This is a genomic window from Pseudonocardia lutea (genome assembly GCF_042658055.1).
Lineage (GTDB): Bacteria > Actinomycetota > Actinomycetes > Mycobacteriales > Pseudonocardiaceae > Pseudonocardia > Pseudonocardia lutea.
Window position 1 is genome coordinate 1 of sequence record NZ_JBHSQK010000049.1, and the last position, 19994, is coordinate 19994.

A 19994-nucleotide genomic window follows, 5' to 3' on the forward strand; every position below is an offset into this window, starting at 1 on the left:
CGGCTACATCGTCGAGAAGAGCCTCTCGGTCGACAACCTGTTCGTCTTCGTGATCATCATGACGACGTTCGCGGTCCCCGAGGAGCACCAGCACAAGGTCCTGACCTTCGGGATCGTGCTCGCGCTGATCATGCGCGGCATCTTCATCGCCGTCGGCGCCACGCTGCTCAACGCCTTCTCGTTCATGTTCCTGGTGTTCGGCCTGCTGCTGCTCTACACGGCGGTCCAGCTCTTCCGGCACCGCGACGAGGACCCGGACGTCGAGGACAACGCCGTGGTCAAGGGCGCGCGGCGGCTGTTCCCGATCAGCGACGAGTACCACGGCGGCAAGCTGTTCGCGAAGGTCGACGGCAAGCGCCTGGCCACCCCGCTGTTCCTCGTGCTGGTCGCGATCGGCGGCATCGACCTGCTGTTCGCGCTCGACTCCATCCCCGCCGTGTTCGGCGTGACCAGCGAGGCCTACATCGTCTTCGCGGCCAACGCCTTCGCGCTGCTCGGGCTGCGCGCGCTGTTCTTCCTGGTCAAGGGCCTGCTGGACCGGCTGGTCTACCTGTCGACCGGGCTGTCGATCATCCTCGCGTTCATCGGCGTGAAGCTGATCCTGCACTGGCTGCACGTGGACATCGACCCGTCCGTCCCGGAGATCCCGACCACGCTGAGCCTCGCGGTGATCCTCGGCATCCTGGCGATCGTCACCGTCGCGAGCCTGGTCAAGACGCGCAAGGACCCGAGCCAGCGGGCGCACGCCGGCTCGCTGCGGGCCAGCAGGAAGGCTCCGGGCGCGGTCGGTGCGTCGGAGCAGGAGCGGGACCGCTAGGATGGTGGCGTGCGCCACGCGCTGACCTCCCGGCGGGAGATCATTACCGGGCGCGTCGGCTGAGCCAGGTCGCCGGCGCGCCGTGGCCGCGTGCCGTGCAGATCGGCGCGTGTCCCGCCCGGGACCTGGCCCGGATCGCCACCTCGTGAAGGAGATCCGATGACCGCCGCCCTGCTTGCTGCCCCGAGCCTGCCCCAGGCCCCGCAACCCGTGACCGTCTCCGTCGCCGTGTCCGGCGGGCTCGACGGCGTCCAGCGCGTCGTGACCCTGCTGCGCGGCCGGGGCTACCCGGTCCGCGGGCTCACGGCGGACCTCGGGGCGGACGAGACGGCCGCCGTCGGGCTGACCGTCCCGCTGACCGCCGACGAGGCCGCGCTGCTGGTCGCGCGCCTGCACCGGCTGCCGGCCGTCCTGTGCGCGACCCTGGGCTGAGGACCGGGAGGGCCGTGGCCCGGGTGCTGCGTCAGGTCAGGCCGGGCCCGCCCACCGGGGTGAGCTCGATGTACTCCGGCGGACCCGCCAGCAGCGGCAGCACCGCGCCGAGGCCGGCCTCGCCGAGGTCCCGCTCGAGGGCGGCCTCCGAGGACGCCTCGTCCGTCCACACCTCGGTGACCCAGACGGCGTCCTCCTCGTCCGGGGTGCGGTTGACGATGTACAGCTCGCACCCGGGCGCGGCGCGCATGCCCTCGGCGACGCGGAGCATCCCCTCGGCCAGCGCGGCCCCGTCCCCCGGGGTCGCGATCATCCGGACGTACCTGCCGACGCGGGCGCTCATGCGGCGACCGTAGCCGCGCGGAGCTCAGGCAGCCGTGACCGGGTCCGCGAGCACGTCGACCGACGGCGTGCCGAAGCGCCGCACCGTCCGGCCGTCCGCGGTGAACGCCGGCCAGCCCGGGTCGCCGGTCCGGGCGAACGCCGCCCACGCGGCCACCATCTCGTCGGCCAGCGCGCGGGGCGGGTCCTCCCCGGCGATCGCGTCGTGCCCGGCCGCACGCTCCGGCGTGCCGAACACGAACGGCAGGTCCAGGGCGTGGCAGGCGCCCAGCCCGCCGCCGAAGGCCGGCGAGCGCCAGCCGAACTCGTAGACGTGCGTGGCGCCGGACCCGGTGCCCGTGTGCGCGAGCGCGAGGCGCAGCGCCGGGCCGCGGAAGACCAGGTCGGTGAGCAGCCCGGCGTACCGTTCGCCCGGGGTGGCTTCCGGGCGCGCCGCCAGCAGCTCCGCCGCCCGCGGGTGCACCGCGCCGAGCCCGGCCAGGGCCTGGGCGTCGGTCAACGCGCCGAGCATCCCGGTGGGCACCAGGTAGAGATTCATCTCCTCGGCGTTGAAGCCCGTGATCAGGTCGACGCCCGCGGCGGACCCCTCGGCGACGGCCGCCAGCGGGGAGCGCGGCAGGAGGTCGTCGCCCAGCACCGGGCAGAACCCGCCGAGCCCGAACCCGGGATCGACGCCGTCGGGTTCGCGCAGGTCGCCGCGGCGCAGCGGATCGGACAGGCGTTCCTGCGCGGTCAGGGTCTCGGCGAGCGGACGGCCGCGGAAGGCCTCGGCCGTGGGCTCGACACCCAGCTCGGCGGCCACCCGCGCGGCGAACCCGCGCAGCGGCCCCTCGGTGTGCACCATCTCCGCGCCGCCGCTCTGCACGATCGCGCGCCGGAACAGCCCGGCCGCGAGCGGGGAGCCGAGCAGGCAGCCGACGCTCATCGCACCGGCGGACTCGCCGAACACCGTGACGTTCCCGGGGTCCCCGCCGAACGCGGGCACGTTCTCCTGCACCCAGGCCAGCGCCGCGAGCTGGTCGCGCAGCCCGACGTTGGTGGCACCGCCCGCGAGCGGGAGGAAGCCCTCGACGCCCAGCCGGTAGGTCACCGACACCAGCACGACGCCGGCGCGGGCGAGCGCGGTCCCGTCGTAGACCGGGGCGCCGGGTTCGCCGGCGACGAACGCGCCGCCGTGCACGAACACCATCACGGGCAGCCCGGAGCCGCCGGGATCCGGCGTCCAGACGTCGACGGTCAGGTAGTCGTCGCCCGGCCGCCAGCCGTGCCCGATGACGGGGGAGAGGTCGAGCGGGCCGAAGGTGCGCGGCGGCTGCGGCGCGGACGGGCCGGGCGCGGTGCAGTCCCGCACCCCGTCCCAGGCGGGCGCCGGGGCGGGCGCGGCGAACCGGAGCGGGCCGACGGGCGGCGCCGCGTACGGGACGCCGAGGAACCGGCCGATCCCGTCCTTCTCGACGCCCCTGACCCGGCCCGCTGTGGTGAGTGCCTCCATGCCGACCGGTCTACCGGATCACGCGAGCGGAAGCACGAGGATGCGGTCGTCGTCCGGCCCGGGGTCGCCGCGGCCGTCGCGGTTGCTCGTGGTGAACCACAGCGCCTTCCCGTCCGGCGTCGCCACGACCGTGCGGATCCGCCCGTACGTGCCGGTGAACAGGGCCTGCGGTTCGCCGAGCGACCCGTCGGGGTTCACCGGGTAGCGGAAGAGGCGCTCGCCGCGCAGCGCGCCCGCGTACAGGGCGCCGTCGGCGTACGCGAGCCCGCTCCACGACGCGTCGTCCGTGCCCTGCTGGGCCAGCGGGTCGACGTAGCCGTCGCGGCCCTCCCGGCCCTCGACCTCGGGCCAGCCGTAGTTGGCGCCCGGCGTGACCAGGTTGATCTCGTCCCAGGTGCGCTGGCCGAACTCCGCCGAGTACAGCCGCCCGGCCGGGTCCCAGGCCAGGCCCTGCGGGTTGCGGTGGCCGAGGGTGTAGACGGCCGTGCCGAACGGGTTGCCGGGCGCCGGCTGCCCGTCCTCGGTGAGCCGCAGGATCTTCCCGCCCAGGTCGTCGCGGTCCTGGGCGGGCTCGCCGCGGCCCGCCTCGCCGGTGGCGACGTAGAGGAAGCCGTCCGGCCCGAACTGCAGCCGGCCGCCGTCGTGGTTCCCGCCCTTGGGGATGCCGGTGAGGATCTCCTGCTGGCGGGACCCGTCGATCGTGCCGTCCGGGTTCACCGTCAGCCGGACGACGCGGTTGTCGTCCGAGGTCGTGTACATGACGTAGACGCCGCGGTCGGTCGCGTGGTCCGGGGAGAGCGCGATGCCGAGCAGCCCGCCCTCGCCGGTCGGCGTGACGCCCTCGACCGTGCCCAGCCGGGTGACCGTGCCGTCCGGGGCGACCCGGGAGATCGTGGCCGGGATGCGCTCGGTGACCAGCGCCGCGCCGTCCGGGAGGAAGGCGATGCCCCACGGCACCTCCAGGCCGGAGGTCAGCACCCGCGGCTCGCCGGCGGTCGGCGCGCTCTCCGGCACGGCGGACGGGGCGCCGGACGGGACGGCCGGGGCCGGGTCGGGGCCGGCACACGCCGTGGTGACGGCCAGCGCGCCGGCGAGCAGCAGCGCGGCGCCGGTCCGGAGGGGGAGGGCGGTGAGGGAGCGCACGGCACGAACCTATCCGGGCCGGCCCGCGGTGCGCCCGAACCCGGCGGAGCGGGACGAATGCGACAGCCGGTGGGGCGGGCCCCACCACCGGCCGGGTGGTGGCCCGGGTCCGTGCGGCCCGGGTCGTCGGGCACCCTGGTGAGCATGACCGTGGACCACATCCTGCTGGCGATCCCGGCGCTGGCGGTGTACCTGATCGTCGGGCTCGTCGTGGGCGTGGAGAGCCTCGGCATCCCGCTGCCGGGCGAGATCGTCCTGGTCAGCGCGGCGCTGCTGGCGTCGCACCACGAGGTGGCCGTAGACCCGGTAGGGGTCGGGGCCGCCGCGATCGTCGGTGCCGTGCTCGGGGACTCGATCGGCTACCTGATCGGCCGCCGCTTCGGCCTGCCGCTGTTCGACCGGCTCGGTCGGCGCTTCCCGAAGCACTTCGGGCCGCGGCACGTCGCCCTCGCCGAGCGGGTCTTCGGCCGGTGGGGGATGTGGGCGGTGTTCTTCGGCCGGTTCGTGGCGCTGCTGCGGATCTTCGCGGGTCCGCTGGCCGGGGCGCTGCGGATGCACTACCCGCGCTTCCTGGTCGCGAACGTCGGCGGGGCGATCGCCTGGGCCGGCGGAACCACCGCGGCCGTCTACTTCCTGGGGATCGTCGCGGAGAAGTGGCTGTCGCGGTTCTCCTGGGTCGGGCTGGGCCTCGCGGTCGTGGTGGGGCTCGTCGTCGCGCTCGTGGTGCGGCGGCGCACGCAGCGCATGCTCGACGAGGTGGAGGTGGCCGATCAGGCCGCGCCGGTGCCGGCCGCCGAGGGCGCCGCGGGCACGGCCGGTTCCGCCGGTTCCGCCGGTTCCGCCGGGTGCACGGCCCCGACCTCGGCGCCGTGACCGAGCACCGGCACGTGGCCCGCGGCGTCGAGCTCCGCGGAGCGCACCCCGAGCCTGCGTAGCGCGGCCGCGACCACGACCGGGACCGGCCGGGCCGCCCCGTCGAGCACGGTGAGGGCGAGCGCCCGCCCGTCCGGCAGTGCGGCGGCGAACACGCCCTCCGCCCCGTCCTTCGCGACGAGCCCGGGTACGGCCCGCAGGATCCGCGTCACCGGGCGGCCCGGCCCGCCGAGCCACTCCGGGTGCCTCCGGATCGCCGCGGCCACCCGGCCCTCGGGCGTGTCCGGCCCGGCCGTCGCGATCGCGGAGAAGGCGCGGGCCAGGCCCGCGACCGTGCAGGAGAACAACGGCGCGCCGCAACCGTCAACGGCCACGTGCCGTACCTCGTCGCCGGTCAGGGCCTCGACGTGCCGGCGGATCGCCCGCTGCAGCGGGTGCGCGGGATCCCGGTACGACGCGGGGTCCCAGCCCGCGGCCACGCACGTCGCGAGCATGGCGGCGTGCTTGCCCGAGCAGTTCTGGGCGATCGGCGTGGGCGGCGAGCCCGCGGCCCGCCAGGACGCGGCGGCGTCGGCGTCGAGCGGGAGGTCCGGGGTGTTGCGCAGGGCGGCGGTCCCGAGCCCGGCGGCGGCGAGGATCCGGGCGACGCCGTCGCGGTGCCACGGCAGTCCGGCGTGGCTGGCGGCGGCGAGGGCGAGCAGCTCGCCGTCGACGTGCAGCCCGGCCCGCAGCATCGCCGCCGCCTGCACCGGCTTGAGCGCCGAGCGCGGGAAGAAGGTGGTCCCGGGCCGACCGACCTGCGGGCCGGGCCGGCCCGCGACGACGCTCGCCAGATGGCCGAGGTGCACCGACTCGACCACCCCGGACCGGACCACGGTGGCCAGGACCTCGGCCCCGGTCGCGACGCTCTCCTCCACGGACGGCGACGGTAGCCACCCGCGGCGGTCGCGGTGCCCGCGGGCGGCCGGATCACGCCGTCAGGACGCCCGGTTCCAGGGCCGGCGGGTTCGGCCCGTACGCGTTGCCCCGCGCGGCCCGGGCGCGCACCCCGGGGAGCGCGAAGACCCAGCGCAGCGCCGCGGGCGGGGCGATCGCGCGGTCCCGCTCCCGGGCCTTCACCACCCGGCGCTCGGTGCGGACCTGCTGGGCCTGCACCGTCCGGATCGCGGCCTCCCGGTCGGCCTGCACCGCGATCAGGTCACTCTCGTGCACCCCGCCCGCGCGCAGGGCCGGGACCAGCCGGTTCGCCGCGGTCACGGCGTCCTGCAGGGCCATGAGGATGCCGTTGCCACCGACGGGGGAGATGACGTGCGCGGCGTCGCCGATCAACAGCAGGCCCGGCCGCCACCAGCGGTCCACCCGCGCGATGTCGACCGACAGCAGCGTCGTCTGCCGTATGTCGGTGAGCAGGTCCGCGCGGTCGGCCAGCCACGGCACGTGGGTGCGGAGGAAGGCACGGATGGGTCCGACGCCGGCCTCCCGCACCGCCGGATACCCGCCCTTGGGCAGCGACCAGCCGACCTGCCACTCCCGCGGTCCGCCCAGCAGCCCGACGTAGTGGTCCGCGCCGAAGTAGAGGTCGACGTCGGCCTCGGGCGGGTCGTCCGGACGCCGCGGCAGGGTGAACCACAGGATGTCCGTCTGCGCGCCGAGCGAGCGCGCCGGCAGCCCGGCCAGGTTCCGCACCTTCGAGAAGCGCCCGTCTGCGCCGACGACCAGGCTCGCGGGGAGCTCCTCGTCGCCGACGCGCACGCCTCGCACGACCCCGTGCTCCTCGACCAGCCCCGACACCCGCGCCGAGGTCCACAGCTCGAAGGCGGGCAGCTCGGCCGCCTTCGCGGCGAGGAAGTCGAGGAACTGTGCCTGCGGCATCAGCGCGACGTAGGGGAACCGGCTGTCGAGCGCGCCGTAGTCGGCCGGGGTGAGCGTGCCCGCGGGGGTGTGGAAGCGGAAGTAGCGGGCGGGGAAGTGGGGCAGGGCCAGCAGCTCGTCGGCCAGGCCCAGCCCGTCGAGCAGCTCGAGGGTCCAGGGGTGCAGGGAGTCGCCCCGGAACCGGCGGTCGAAGTCGCGGTGCGCCTCGAGCAGCGTCACCGGCACGCCGGCCCGGGCGAGCAGATAGGCCAGCAGCATCCCGCCGGGCCCGCCCCCGACCACGCGGACGGGCGTCACCGCGGGTCCAACCGGAACACGGGCGCGCTCACGACCTCGACCCTACTCTCTCGACGGCCGATCGTCTCGACAGTCGAGAGGATTCGGTCGCTGTTCGGCGCGGGCGCCGCCTGGCACGATGTCCCGCCATGGTCACCCCGCGACGGACGAGGGTCGAGGCGGTCGGCGAGGGCGCGGCCGTCACCACCCTGGAGCTCTTCTTCGACCTCGTGTTCGTGTTCGCGCTCACCCGCGTCACGGACTGGATGGCCGACGACCCGACGGCCGAGGTCGTGCTCCGCGGCGTGCTGATCCTCGTCGTCATGTGGTGGTCGTGGGTCGGGTACTCGTGGCTGGGCAACGTCGCCAAGGCCGACGAGGGCGTGCTGCGGGTCGGCATGCTGGTCGCGATGGCCGGGGTGTTCGTCGCCTCGATCTCCATCCCGGAGGCGTTCGACGACCTGCCCGGTGGCCTGTCCGGGCCCGTCGTGTTCGCGGTCGCCTACTTCGTCGTGCGGATCGTGCACCTGGGCATGTTCTGGATCTGCAGCCGCGACGACCCGCAGCTGCGGGGCCAGATCGTGCGCTGGATCCCCTCGGTCCTGCTGGGCACCGTGCTGCTGCTGCTCGCCTCGCAGGCCGAGGGCTGGCTGCAGACCGCGCTGTGGGCCGGCGCGCTGCTCGGCGACTACGTGGGCACCGCGCTGGCCGGCGCCTCCTGGCGGCTGAACTCGGCGAGCCACTTCGCCGAGCGGCACGGGCTGATCATCATCGTGGCGCTCGGCGAGTCGATCGTGTCCATCGGCATCGGCGTGGCCGCACTGCCGGTCTCGTGGCCGATCATCGCCGGCAGCGTGCTCGGCCTCGCCGTGGCGGGCGCGATGTGGTGGGCCTACTTCGACGTCACCTCGATCCTCACCGAACGCGCCCTCGCCGAGGCCACCGGCGAGCGGCAGATCAGGCTGGCCCGCGGCGGCTACACCTTCCTGCACCTGCCCATGATCATCGGGGTCATCCTGATGTCGCTGGGCCTCAAGAAGACGCTGACCTACGTCGGCGGCGGCGAGGGGCACACCCTCGCCGACCCGCTCTACGGCATCCCCCTCGCCGCCCTCTACGGGGGCGCCGCCCTCTACCTCTTCGCGCACGTCTGGTTCAAGCGCTACCTGATCGGCACGGTGAACGTCGAACGGATCGTGGTCGGCGTGGTGCTGCTCGCGATCACGCCCCTGGTCGCGCTGCTCCCGGCCGTGGTCTCGCTGCTCGTCCTCGCCCTGGTCCTCTGCGGCCTCGTCGGCTACGAGACCCACCGCTTCCGCGAGCTCCGGCACGCGGTGCGGCACGGGAGCCACGCGGAGCAGTGAGGACCGGCGCTCCGCCGGGGGAGCCGCCGCCGTCGATCCGTCGTCACGACGCCTGGCGCGCCGTCATGCCGGTCAGCGCGACGACGTAGTCACCGCTCCGATCGTCGACCCGGACCGCGTAGCCGGTCGGGTAGTAGCCGGTCTTCTGGTACGCCTGCGGCAGCTTCAGCGGCTGCTCCAGCGTCGGCTTCGTCAGCAGCCAGTCGCGCGTGACCATCGGCTCGGCGAAGGTGTACCGGCCGTCCCAGGTCCCGTTGATGATGATCTGCGTGAAGTCGTAGGAACCGGGGACGAGGCTGCTGTCCGCGGAGTCGACCAGGTGCACGCCCATGCCCGGCACCGCCTGCTGCGCGGCGGTCCCGCCCGGCGGCACCACGTAGCCCTGCGGCACGTACCGCGCGTCGGGCAGACGGTCCGCCTTGGCGGCGTAGTTCGGGTCCGCCGGGTCGACGGCCTGGATCGAGGCCATGTCGACCATGTCGAAGTGGAAGTCGAAGTGCGGCTTGCCGAAGAGCGTGACCGGGTCGTGGCCCTGCGGGTTCCAGTTGAGCATCACGTGGTCGAACGCCGTCGCCGACGCCTGGTCGGGCAGGTCGAGCATGAGCGCGCCGGCGGGCGTGGTGGCCGTCGGCAACCCGTCCAGGGCGCCCGGGCTGAGCCGCACCCCGATCTCGGTGGGGTTCCCGCTCCCGTCGAGCATCGTGTAGGTCCGGGCGGTGCCGTTGCCGAGGTTCTGGGACGGGCCGAAGAAGGTGCCGCCACTGCCGGCGGCGCCCGCCTCGGCGCTCCCTCCTCCGCAGGCCACGAGGGCGGCCGTGGCCGTGCAGGCCGCGATCGCGAGTCCGACTCCCCGGAGGAACCGACGACTGTCCATGATCTTGCCCTCCTCGGAACGCTGTAGTGTGATCTGTGTCACAGAGGTTCGCCGAGGACGCGGGGATACGTCCCGTCGCAAAGACTCCAGGCGCTTCCGCACGGAAACGGCGGTCGGAGGTGACGGCAGTGCACCCGGAGGTGACGGCAGGGCCTCAGCGGGCGTCGCCGTAGGCCGCGGCGATCTCCTCCGAGTCCATCCAGCGACTGTAGGTCGGCCCCTGCGGCCACCCCTCCGGCGAGTCCTGCCACACCTCCTGCCGGCCGTACGGCAGCAGGTCGACCAGGCCGAACAGGTAGCTGAGCTGCTCGGTGCCGCGGCCGTTCGTGTGCCAGGTCCGGTAGACGGTGTCGCCGTCGCGCAGGAAGACGTTGACCGCGAACCCGCCGCCGGGCGGGGCGCCGACGTCGGAGCCGAACGAGCTGTTCGCCGTCGAGTACCAGGTCATGGTGTTGCCGACCCGGCGTCGGTAGACGAGCGCCTCGTCGATCGGGCCCTGGGTGACGATCACGAAGCGGGCGTCGAACTTCGCCAGGCCCTCGAGCCGGGTGAACTGCGAGGTGAAGCCGGTGCAGCCGCCGCACTGCCACTCGGCGCCCTCGTGCCACATGTGGTGGTAGACGATCAGCTGCGGGGCGTCGCCGAACACGTCGACGAGCCGGATCGGGCCGTCCTCGCCCTCCAGCACGTAGTCGGGCATCTCGACCATGGGCAGCCGCCGGCGCTGGGCGGCGACGGCGTCGAGCTCCCGGGTGGCGGCCTTCTCCCGCTCCCGCAGCGCGGCGAGCTCCTTCTCCCAGGTGGCGGCGTCGACGACGGGCGGCACGGCGGAAGCGGTCATGGTTCCTCCTCGAACTGGTACCTCCGGGGCAGACCGTCCGGGTGCCGCGAACTCATCGGCCGGGCCGCCGGCGAACACGCGCCGCTGCGGAGCCGTTCGAGGCGGCGTTCGGGGCGGCGCGCCGGGGACCGGAACCGGTTCGGGGGCTCAGTACTCCTTCTTGATGGTGAAGTACGAACCGCGGATGGTCCCGGCCAGCTTCGACCTCTGGCGGGCGAACTTGAAGCGCGAGGCGAGCTCCTCGGGGACCTCCATCCCGTCGGACAGCTTGAACCCGACCGCCCGCTTGCCGGTGTCGTCGAGGGTGTACAGGACGTTGACCGACAGGCCGCTCTCGTAGAAGACGTAGGCCATCCGGATGTTCTCGACCTGGAAGGCGGTGGCCTCGAGGGGCCGGGAGGAGATCTCGATGTCGCGTTCCTCCCGCAGGATCCGGTGCACCCACTCGATGGTGTCCTCGGCGTCGGCCGCGGGCTCCACCGTGAACTCGTGGTCGTACTTGTTCTTGAAGTAGCGGGCCTCGTTCGCCCGCAGGCCTGCGAGCGCGGCCGCGACCGGCGACGACTCCAGGCCGACGGTCGACACGGAGTGGAAGTCCACGGTGTAGGGCATGGCACGGAGTCCCCTCGGTCGGCGAGCCACCTTCTGGCGTATCGCCGGGCATCCTGCCAGCGAGGAGCGTGTCCTCATAGATCCGGATCTCCGCCGTCGCTGTCGAGCGCGCGGTCAAGTCCGCTGACGTGGTGTGGTCGACATCTGCCGCAGCAGATCATCGCCGGCGACCCGCCGTACCCCTCCGACGGCGGGTCGACCCTGCGCTCAGTTCGAGCGGGCAGGTGGCAGCCATACAGGTCTGCGGTCGAGATCGTTCGATGCAGCGATCGTCAACGGTAGGAACGACTCGCCGCGACGGTGCGTGTGCTTCGTCCCCGGGGCACTCAGCGCGAGGTCGCCGTCGTATCCTCACCACGGTTGGCGGCGAGCAGTTTCGCGGTGTCCATGAAGTGCCGCAGGGCGATGACCGTGCCCTCGGGGCCGAAGGTCCACAGGTGCAGCTGCTCGTCGCGGTAGCGACCGCCGCTGGGCAGCGTGTAGTCCAGCTTGACCTGGGCGACGACCTTCTCGGGGCCGGGGATGACGTCGACCAGCTGCAGGTCGTGGAAGGTGTAGCCGCTCATGATCTCGAAGAAGGTCGGGACCCCGGACTTGGCCTCGATCGGGATGAAGTGCGGCGGGCCGTCGGCGTGCTGGGCCCAGTTGTCCTCCCAGTCGGTCTCCCAGTGCACGTCGTCGGCGATGTGGGACAGGAAGCCGGCCTCGTCCCCGCTGCCGAACGCCACGTAGATCTCTCGGACCGCGGCCTCGTGCGCGGCAGTGCGCTTCTCGTCGGTGTCCATCACGTTCTCTCTCCTTCGTTGCCGTTCGAGCGTGCTCGGGGCGGGGCGGGGTGCAGGTCGAGGGCTGGTCCCCGGGGTCGAGGGTTCGGCAAGGGCCGTCTGCAGTGCGGACGCCAGCTCGAGCCAGCCGTGGAACGCCCATTGCTGCCGGTCGTCGTGCAGCACTCCGGTGATGGGGCCGGTTGTCGGATCGACCTCGAGCCGGAGGGTCCGCACGGGCGCGGACGGTGACCGCCTGGTTGACGGTTCCTGAGCTACGCGCCGGGGTTCGTGCCGCTCCACGTATCCGAGGATCACGACAGGGGTGCAGGCGTACTACGGCGTGGCCACCGAAGGATCGCCCGAAGTGTTATCGCGGTGGCAGCCGAAGGCCGCGGGTAGGTCCTCCCGAGAGGTGATCCCGAGTTTGACGTACACGTTGGACAGGTGCATCTCGACGGTCCGCAGGGTGACGAACAGCGCCTGGGCGATCTGCTTGTTGGTCATGCCCGCGGCGGCCTGCTCGGCGACTCGCCGCTCGCTCGCGGTGAGGGCGTCGGCTCCGGTGGCGACGCGGCGGCGGGGGCGGGCGCCGGCGGCGCGCAGCTCGGCGACCGCGCGGTCCGCCAACGGCACGGCTCCGCACCGGTGGGCGATGTCGAGTCCCTCGCGGAGGACGTCGCAGGCAGCCGTTCGGGACCGCTGCCGGCGCAGGGCAGTACCGAGGTCGACGAGGGCCTCCGCGCGCCAGAGCAGCGTCGGGGAGGAGCGGAGGGTGTCCACCGCCCGCTGCAGCAACTCGAGCCCGTTCCGACCGCCGGTCACGAGGCCGGCCACGCGGAGAGCAGCTCCGGTCGCGCGGCGGGAACGCGCCTCGGACACGGCGCCCAGAGTCTGGTCGGCCAGTGCGCGGGCGCCTGCGACGTCGCCGAGGGCGTGGCGGATCGGCACGAGGGCGAGGGGCGCCGCGAAGCCGATCAGCGGCGAGAGGCCGCGGAAGGCGACGTTGCGTCGCAGGAGTTCCTCGAGATCGGTGCGGGCGGCCTCGCGGTCACCGGACGCCGCGCGGAGCCGCGCGCGGGCCAGCAGGATCAGCGACATCGGGATGATCGGCGGCAGGTCCCCGTCGAGTCCGTGCTCGGCGAGCAACCCCTCGCCCTCGTCGAACCGCCCCATGTCGGTCAGGGATTCGACGACCGGCACGCACGCGATCGCCGCCCGGACGCTGGTGTTCGGCGAGTCCCATTCCAACACCGTCCGCCCGTCCACCTCGGCACCGCGAAGGTCACCGCGCGCGTGCCGGACGAGCCCCCGCAACCACACGGTCCTGGCGGTGGCGCGGGGAGAACCGGCCTGCTCGGCCCGGCGCAGCGTCCGGTCGAGGACCTGCTCGGCCGTGTCGTAGCGCTCGGCCTCGATCAGGCACATGGTGGCGTTGAGGAGCCAGAAGTAGACGCCGTGGCCATGGATCGCGGGGTGAGCCACGGCCCGTTCGGTGAGCGAGCCGACGAGCTCCACGCTCTCGCCTGCGGCCAGGAGTGCGCGGGCGGCGAAGGTCAGCAGCAGGCACTCCGCCGGGGTCTCCCCGGGCAGGTCGCGATAGGCAGCGGCGTCGTCCTCGAACCGGGCCGGGAGGTCGAGGTTGAACAGCAGCGCACCCAGTCGTACCGCATGCAGCTGTAGGGCCAGCTCCCGATCGAGCTCGAGCACGTCCCGCGCAGCGTGCTCGTAGAGCTCGAGCTGGGCCCGTTGCCGGGTGGGGTCGGGCTGAGTGTCCACCGCGAGCTTGATCAGCGCGCGGGCCCGGAGCAGCGGATCGTCGGTGGCCCGGGCGGCCTCCAGGAGATGGTCGCGGGCGGTCGACCGTCCGAGCTCGTGCTCGGCGTTTCCCAGCTCGAACCGGATCGACGGCCGGTCCCGCTCGTCGGGGGGCTCGTCCAGCGCGCGCTGCAGCAGCATCGTCGCGGTGTCGGGTGCACCTCCGACCAGCGCGTGCCGGGCTGCGTTCCGCAACTCCGACACCACCTCCGGATCGCCCGACGGGTCGGTGGCCATGAGGTGCGCGGCCACCTGCTCGGGGTCGGCGTGCGCACCGGTCAGAATCCGGGCGGCGCGGGCGTGGAGCTCGGCGCGCTGCGTCGCCGAGATGTCCTCGTAGATGGCGGTGCGGACGATGGGATGGACGAACCGGAGCGGCTCGCCGCGCTCGAGGACGGCCAGCGAGGACAGCTCGTCGGCCAGTTCCCGAGCGAGCCGGTGGTCGAGGCCGGCGAGCTGGGCGCAGGTGACCGACCGCGCTTGTTCGCCCAGGACGGCCACAGCGCGGGCGAGCGCGGGCGCGGACGCGTCGAGTTGTCCGACGCGCAGCAGCAGCGCCGCCGCGATCCGTTCGGGACCGAGCTTGCGCACGCTGTCCGGCTTGATCTCGTGCGCGGGCCGGCCTTCGCGACGCAGCTCGCCGAGCAGCTCCGAGAGCAGGAAGGGATTGCCTCCGGTCGCTTCGTGGCAGGGGCCGCAGAGGGCAGCGGCGGCCTCGGCGCCGAGGGCGTCGGCGACGAGGCGCTCGACGGCGGCGACCGGCAGGGGAAGCGGCCTGATCACCGGGGTGCGCGCCTCCAGCAGGAGGGGGCGAAGTTCGGGGCGCCGGTGCTCGGTACCGGCTCGGGTGGCCAGCACGACCAGCACCGGCATCCCGGCCAGCCGGTAGGCCAGGTGCAGGAGGAAGCGCACGGACGGCTCGTCGGACCAGTGCACGTCGTCCACCGACAACAGCAGCGGGGAACGCTCGGCCAGGTTGGCGACCAGCCAGTAGAGCCCGTGCAGGGTCGCGTAGGCCGTGTCGCCGTCGTCCTGGACGGACGTCGTCGGGGAGAACACGGGTTCGGCCAGATGAGCCGCGCCGGCGAACAGCTCCTGGTGGCTTGCTGCCCGGCCGGACGCCACGGCGCCGAGCAGCTGGCGGACGATCCCGAACCCCACTCCCTGCTCGACCTCGCCGCCGCGCGCCGTGAGCACCGTCAGCCCGCGGGCACGTGCCCGACGGCGGAGCTCGCCGAGCAGGCTGGACTTGCCGATGCCCGGTGGGCCCTGGACGAGCAGCACGTGGCCGTCGCCGGCGTCCGCCTCGGACAACGCCCGGTCGAGGGCCGCGAGATCGGCCTCGCGTTCCAGCAGTGGGCTGTCCCGGACGGGCGCGGTCGACGGCTCCCTCACGACGGCCTCTTGCGGTTCTGCATGGCGACCCTCGATTATCCCGACATGCCTCTGCGGTGGCTACAGGTTGCTCGTTGCGAGCAATGCCGACGTCACCGCCTGAGCACGGTCGGTCTCTTGGTGGCTCTCCTGCTGCTCGCGGCGTGCGGTGCACCGTCCACACCGGCCACCACTCACCAGGCGACGGAGCTGCGGGTGGCACTGTCGCCGACGGGTGGCGCGCTACCTGCGCACGTCGCCGCGACCCGGGGAATCTTCGAGCGCAACGGACTCCGGGTGACCATCACGGAGGGGAACGACCTGCCGGGGTTCACCGCCGCGATGGACCAAGGGCTGTACGACATCGTGCTCAGCGTGCCGACGATCGTGCTGGTCGCCGCCGACCACGGCATCGACGTCCAGGTGGTGTCCCGGCTGTCCAAGTCGACGTCGGCAAACCCCAGCAGCATGTGGATCACCAAGGATCCGGCGATCACCTCGGTGGGGCAGCTGCGCGGGGCGCGGATCGGTGTGCCCGCGCTGAACGGTCAGCTCACCGACGCGCTGGTCTACCTGCTGGAGCGGGCCGGTGTCGCGCGGGACCAGGTGAGCTTCGTGCAGACCCCGTTCGCCACCATGCTGGACCAGCTCGAGGCGGGGCGGCTCGACGCGGCCGTGACAGGAGCGCCGTTCAGCACGGCGATGGCGGCGCGGGGGTTCCGCCTGCACGACGACGTGGTCGTGGCCGCCGTACACGAGGCCAGCGGCGGCAGGGTGGACGACGGGATGACCGCGCTGTTCGCCTGCTCGGCCCGCTTCACCCGCGAGCATCCGGAGGCGGTGCGGGCCTGGCGCGCCTCGCTGGAGGAAGCGGTCGCACAGCTCAGCGGCGACGAGAACGCGATCCGGGACCTGTATCGGACGTGGCTGAAGATGCCGCCGGAGGTCGCCGCCGCCTCGCCGTTGCCCACCTGGGAGCTGGAGATCACCCCGAGCGACCTGCAGCCCTACGTGACGATCTCGAAGTCGGTGGGCAGCATCGACCGGGAACCGGACGTGACCGGCCTGGTGTGGCAGGACCATCCGTGACAGTGGCCGGCGAGTCGGCGTGTTCGCCGGTCGGCGCCACGGCCTACCAGCTGCAGGGCGTCGGCGCGAGCCTGCCCGGGCGCGACGGGCCCCGCTGGGTGCTGCGAGACGTCGACGCGGAGATCGCGGCCGGCGAGATCGTCGCAGTGGTGGGCCGCTCCGGGGTCGGCAAGACCACCCTGCTGCGGCTCCTCGGCGGCCTCCTGCCGGTCACGGTCGGGGCCCTCCACCTCTTCGCGCAGCCGGTGACCGGACCGCCCACCGAGGCCGTGATGGTGTTCCAGGACTACGCCACCGCTCTGCTGCCCTGGCGGACGGTGTCCCGCAACGTCGCCCTCGGCGTAGAGCAACACCTCGGAGCCGCGGAGCGGCGACGACGGGTGGCCGAGGCCCTGCAGATGGTCGGGCTGAGCGACCGGAGCGGCGACTATCCCGCCCAGCTGTCCGGCGGCATGGCGCAGCGGGTGCAGATCGCCCGGGCCCTCGCCCTGCAGCCGAAGGTGCTGCTGATGGACGAGCCGTTCGGGGCGCTCGACGCGTTGACCAAGGCCGCCCTCCAAGACGTGCTGCTGGACATCCAGGACCGGACCGATGCCACGGTCGTCTTCGTGACCCACGACCTCGACGAGGCGCTCTACCTCGCCGACCGTGTCCTCGTGCTCGCCGGCGAGCCGGGCGCGGTCGCCCTCGATCTGCCCACCGAGCTGCCCCGCCCGCGCCACCAGCTACGCACCCGGGAGTCCGAGCACTATCTGCGGTTGCGGTACCGGCTCGGCCAACTGCTCGGACCGGGGACTTCGTGAGCGTCCTCCGGCCGGGGGTGACGGGCGTGGTCCTGCCGCTCGCCGCGCTCGTCGCCTGGCAGCTGCTCACCTCGGTCGGGGTGCTCGACCTGCAGTTCCTCCCGGCGCCGAGCGAAATCGGCCGTGTGGCGGCGACGGAAGCGGTGGACGGGGAGCTGGCGGCGGACCTCGCGCACACCCTGGCAATCGTGCTGATCGCCACGATCGCCGCGGGAGCGATCGGGGGCAGTATCGGCGTCGCGCTGGGGCTCGTCCCGGGTCTGCGGATGCACTTCGCGGCGTCGCTGGAGTTCCTGCGGACAGTACCCGCCATCGCACTGATGCCGGTCGCGCTCCTCCTGCTCGGAGCACGCCCCACCACCGAGCTGCTCCTCGCGGCCTACGCGGCTACCTGGCCCGTGCTCGTCACCACCGCCGCCGGCGTCGCCGGGGTGCCCGACCGCTTGCGCGACGTCGCCCGCACGCTGCGCTTCTCACCTGCCAGGACCATCGGGCGGATCATCCTCCCGGCTGCAGCCTCGTCGTGGCTGGCCGGCGCGCGTGTGGCCGCGATCGTCGCCCTGCACGTGGCAGTCATCGCCGAGATGGTGATCTCGCCCGCCGGGCTCGGCGGCGGGCTGGTCGAGTCCCTGCAGGGTCTCAATCCGCCCCGGATGTGGGCCTACGTGGCGGTCTGCGGTCTGCTCGGCATCCTCCTGCAGGGCCTGCTCCGCCGCCTGATCCACCCCGCGCTCCAGGGTGGGGACGGCGTGCCCCGGGTCTCGATGCGGAACCGCGACGCAGTGCTGGGCCTGCTACCGCTGGTCGCCGGGCTCGCGTGCTGGCAGCTCCTCGGGCCGTCCGGCTCACGGACGTTCCCGCCGCCGAGCCGCTGGACGGGGTCGCTCGCGCAGCTGTACCTCGACGGCCTTCTGGTCGACGCCGTCGCGAGCACTCTCACCACCTTCGTGGCCGCGTTGGCGGCGGCCACCGTGATCGGCTTCGCGCTCGGCCTGGCAATCGGGCTCTTTCACCGCGTCGACCGCGTCGTGTCGCCCACCCTGGACCTCCTCGCCGCGATCCCGGGCGCCGTCCTCGTGCCCCTCGCCATCCTCGCGCTCGGCATGACGCGGGCGACCGCCGTCGCCGTTGTCGCCCTCGCCGTGGTCTGGCCGGTCCTGCACACCAGCGCCGCCGCAGCGAGAGCCATCCCACCCGTGCGGCTCGACGCAGCACGCACGCTCGGTCTGAGCCGGACGCGACGCTGGCGCACCGTCCTTCTGCCCTCCATCGCGCCCGCGGTGCTCGTCGGGGTACGGGTCGCGGCCTCCATGGCCCTGATCGTGACGTTGCTGGTCGACATCCTGGGCACCGGCGGCGGCATCGGACGGCTCCTCGTCGAGCGGCAACAGCGCTTCGACACCGCGGGCGCCTGGGGGCTGCTGTTCGCAATCGGCGGGCTCGGCTATCTGATCAACCTCGCTCTCGCCCGGGCCGAGCGGCTGCTCGCGCGGATCACCGGCCGAAGCGCCGAGCGCCCCCGAGGGAACAACACCTGAGCAGGCCCAAAAGCTTCGGTCGGTTCTTCGGTCGGAAGCGGTTGCTGAGGGGTTGCCTTCCGTCGAGCATCTGACCGAGAAGCGGACCGGCGGCAACGACGAAACCTTCGGCCGGCCGTGAGAACGTCGTTCACGTCCGGATGTCGAGCTGATCTCGAAGCAGAAGCCCTGGCGGTCGCCCTGCGGGTTCGTGCATCGACTGCAATTCGAGAAGTGTCGAGGGGAAGCGCGATGGGATATCTCGACGAGTACGACGGAATCATTCTCGGCGCCGGCCACAACGGGCTCATCGCTCAGGCGTACCTGGCCCGGGCGGGACTCACGGTGCTGTCCATCGACCGGGCCCAGCACGCCGGAGGGGGCCTGACGACTGCCGAGGACAACCACATCCCGGGTCTGCTCCACGCCACACACGCCGTGTCGTTCCGCGGGATCACCAGCACCCCCTGGTACCAGGACCTCGAGCTGGCCGGGTGGGGCGCCGACATGATCGAACCAGACCCGAACATCACCTCGATCCTGGCCGACGGCCGGTCGATCCGATGGCACCTCGACCCGGACCGGACCGCGAAGAGCATCGAGGCGCTCTCGCCCGCCGACGCCGACGCATGGCGCACCATCGCGTCCGAGCACGCGGAGCTGACCGGGACGATCTTGGGCCCGGAGCAGCAATCCCGCCCGATCGCCGACGACGAGCGCGCCACCCTGCTCGCCCGCAGCGCGCTCGGCCGCCGCTACCTCGAGCTGTTGGAGCTCACTCCGAAACAGTTCGTCGACGACACGTTCCAGTCGCCCGCGGTGAAGGCGATGCTGCTGTACTTCTGCATGGTCCGCGAGATCGACGTCAACGTTCCCGGCCAGGGGCATGTCGTGCCGTCGTACGTGGCGACCTCCCGGCCCGGCCAGATCGTGCAGGGCGGTTCCTACGGGCTGGCCCGAGCGCTCAAGCAGGACATCTGGGCGCACGGCGGGCACATCATGGAACAGGCAGAACCTCGACGCATCATCGTGGAAGGCGGCCGTGCGGCTGGTGTGGAGCTGCTGGACGGACGGGTCGTCCGGGCCGGGTTCGTGGCCTCCAGCCTCAACCCGCACCAGACGTTCCACCAGCTCCTCGGGGAGGGCGCCGTCGGCTCCGAGACCACCGACGCCGCAGCGTCCTACCGCTACCAGTCGGTGGGGCCGATCTTCGGCGTGAACGTCGGCACCCGCGAGGCACCGGCCTACACCGCCGCCGAGGCCGAGCCGGACGTCGCGTCGAGCTGGCTCGTCTTCCTCGGTCTGGATGACCCCGCACCCGTGTACCAGCTGTACGACGACGCCGCGACGGGCCGGCTGCCCGAGCAGATCATGCTGATCGGTGGCTGCCCGACCGTGCACGATCCCTCCCAGACCCCGAGCGGCCGCCATGCCTCCTTCATGTGGCAGAAGGCGCCCTACGACCTGAACGGCGACGCGCGCAACTGGGACGCCCACAAGCCGCACCAGCTGCAGGCCCTCCTGAACTTCTGGGCCCGGTACGCCCCGAACATGGGCGGCGACAACGTCCTGACCGCATTCGCGAACAGCCCGCTCGACACCGAACGGCGCTACCCCAGCATGGGCCGCGGCGACCTGTTCCACGGCTGGATGTGAGGTTCCCCCGCTTGCTCGGAGATCGACGATCATGG

Annotated in this window: 18 protein-coding genes; 8 read left to right on the forward strand and 10 right to left on the reverse strand. The window is 73.1% G+C overall.

The genetic code is table 11. From position 1 onward, the window contains the following. Both ACFQH9_RS19700 and ACFQH9_RS19705 read left to right on the forward strand, forming a co-directional pair. Positions 1–817, forward strand: an 817-nt coding sequence (locus tag ACFQH9_RS19700; protein WP_379567629.1) for a TerC/Alx family metal homeostasis membrane protein, incomplete at its 5' end; no start/stop codon positions are given. A 159-nt stretch (positions 818–976) separates the two neighbouring features. After that, positions 977–1249: a hypothetical protein gene (locus ACFQH9_RS19705; protein WP_379567630.1), complete on the forward strand. Its 273-nt coding sequence runs from the start codon at positions 977–979 to the stop codon at positions 1247–1249. A gap of 31 nt (positions 1250–1280) precedes the next feature. Here ACFQH9_RS19705 and ACFQH9_RS19710 read toward each other — a convergent pair whose 3' ends face one another. The 3 genes from ACFQH9_RS19710 to ACFQH9_RS19720 are packed head-to-tail and all read right to left on the reverse strand — an operon-like array spanning position 1281 to position 4226. Next, complete coding sequence (locus ACFQH9_RS19710) at positions 1281–1592, reverse strand: putative quinol monooxygenase (protein ID WP_379567631.1); 312 nt, start codon at positions 1590–1592, stop codon at positions 1281–1283. Positions 1593–1616: 24 nt separating this feature from the next. Beyond that, the gene (locus ACFQH9_RS19715) at positions 1617–3083 is read right to left on the reverse strand and encodes a carboxylesterase/lipase family protein (protein WP_379567632.1); all 1467 of its coding nucleotides are present in this window, start codon (positions 3081–3083) and stop codon (positions 1617–1619) included. Between the two features lie 18 nt (positions 3084–3101). Further along, positions 3102–4226: a PQQ-dependent sugar dehydrogenase gene (locus ACFQH9_RS19720; RefSeq protein WP_379567633.1), complete on the reverse strand. Its 1125-nt coding sequence runs from the start codon at positions 4224–4226 to the stop codon at positions 3102–3104. Positions 4227–4370: 144 nt separating this feature from the next. Here ACFQH9_RS19720 and ACFQH9_RS19725 point away from each other — a divergent pair, with 144 nt between their 5' ends. Then, the gene (locus ACFQH9_RS19725; protein WP_379567634.1) at positions 4371–5099 is read left to right on the forward strand and encodes a DedA family protein; all 729 of its coding nucleotides are present in this window, start codon (positions 4371–4373) and stop codon (positions 5097–5099) included. Here the strand turns inward: ACFQH9_RS19725 and ACFQH9_RS19730 are convergent. After that, positions 4997–6016 carry an asparaginase gene (locus ACFQH9_RS19730; protein WP_379567635.1) on the reverse strand — a complete coding sequence of 340 codons (1020 nt, stop codon included), beginning with the start codon at positions 6014–6016 and terminating at the stop codon, positions 4997–4999. The two genes, ACFQH9_RS19725 and ACFQH9_RS19730, sit on opposite strands and share 103 nt — an antisense overlap. A gap of 52 nt (positions 6017–6068) precedes the next feature. Then, complete coding sequence (locus tag ACFQH9_RS19735) at positions 6069–7268, reverse strand: FAD-dependent oxidoreductase (RefSeq protein WP_379567636.1); 1200 nt, start codon at positions 7266–7268, stop codon at positions 6069–6071. Positions 7269–7396: 128 nt separating this feature from the next. Here ACFQH9_RS19735 and ACFQH9_RS19740 point away from each other — a divergent pair, with 128 nt between their 5' ends. Continuing rightward, complete coding sequence (locus ACFQH9_RS19740; RefSeq protein ID WP_379567637.1) at positions 7397–8611, forward strand: low temperature requirement protein A; 1215 nt, start codon at positions 7397–7399, stop codon at positions 8609–8611. A 43-nt stretch (positions 8612–8654) separates the two neighbouring features. On the opposite strand, the gene ACFQH9_RS19745 is transcribed toward ACFQH9_RS19740, so the two are convergent. The 5 genes from ACFQH9_RS19745 to ACFQH9_RS19765 form a co-directional block, all read right to left on the reverse strand. Further along, positions 8655–9485, reverse strand: coding sequence for a DUF5602 domain-containing protein (locus ACFQH9_RS19745; RefSeq protein ID WP_379567638.1), 831 nt, complete (start codon positions 9483–9485; stop codon positions 8655–8657). Positions 9486–9639: 154 nt separating this feature from the next. Further along, positions 9640–10326, reverse strand: a complete 687-nt coding sequence (locus tag ACFQH9_RS19750) for a DUF899 family protein (protein ID WP_379567639.1) — start codon at positions 10324–10326, stop codon at positions 9640–9642. A gap of 147 nt (positions 10327–10473) precedes the next feature. Beyond that, positions 10474–10938 carry a phage tail protein gene (locus ACFQH9_RS19755; protein WP_379567640.1) on the reverse strand — a complete coding sequence of 155 codons (465 nt, stop codon included), beginning with the start codon at positions 10936–10938 and terminating at the stop codon, positions 10474–10476. Between the two features lie 326 nt (positions 10939–11264). Continuing rightward, positions 11265–11726 carry a nuclear transport factor 2 family protein gene (locus tag ACFQH9_RS19760; protein ID WP_379567641.1) on the reverse strand — a complete coding sequence of 154 codons (462 nt, stop codon included), beginning with the start codon at positions 11724–11726 and terminating at the stop codon, positions 11265–11267. Positions 11727–12038: 312 nt separating this feature from the next. Continuing rightward, complete coding sequence (locus ACFQH9_RS19765; RefSeq protein WP_379567642.1) at positions 12039–14915, reverse strand: ATP-binding protein; 2877 nt, start codon at positions 14913–14915, stop codon at positions 12039–12041. A gap of 45 nt (positions 14916–14960) precedes the next feature. Here ACFQH9_RS19765 and ACFQH9_RS19770 point away from each other — a divergent pair, with 45 nt between their 5' ends. The 4 genes from ACFQH9_RS19770 (at position 14961) to ACFQH9_RS19785 (ending at position 19959) form a co-directional block, all read left to right on the forward strand. After that, positions 14961–15983, forward strand: coding sequence for an ABC transporter substrate-binding protein (locus ACFQH9_RS19770; RefSeq protein WP_379567646.1), 1023 nt, complete (start codon positions 14961–14963; stop codon positions 15981–15983). Continuing rightward, complete coding sequence (locus ACFQH9_RS19775) at positions 15980–16786, forward strand: ABC transporter ATP-binding protein (RefSeq protein WP_379567643.1); 807 nt, start codon at positions 15980–15982, stop codon at positions 16784–16786. The genes ACFQH9_RS19770 and ACFQH9_RS19775 overlap by 4 nt, the downstream gene beginning before the upstream one ends. Next, positions 16783–18324 carry an ABC transporter permease gene (locus ACFQH9_RS19780; protein WP_379567644.1) on the forward strand — a complete coding sequence of 514 codons (1542 nt, stop codon included), beginning with the start codon at positions 16783–16785 and terminating at the stop codon, positions 18322–18324. The genes ACFQH9_RS19775 and ACFQH9_RS19780 overlap by 4 nt, the downstream gene beginning before the upstream one ends. Before the next feature lie 231 nt (positions 18325–18555). After that, on the forward strand, positions 18556–19959 hold the full coding sequence (locus ACFQH9_RS19785) for a phytoene desaturase family protein (protein WP_379567645.1): 1404 nt from the start codon (positions 18556–18558) through the stop codon (positions 19957–19959). Positions 19960–19994 lie beyond the last annotated feature (35 nt).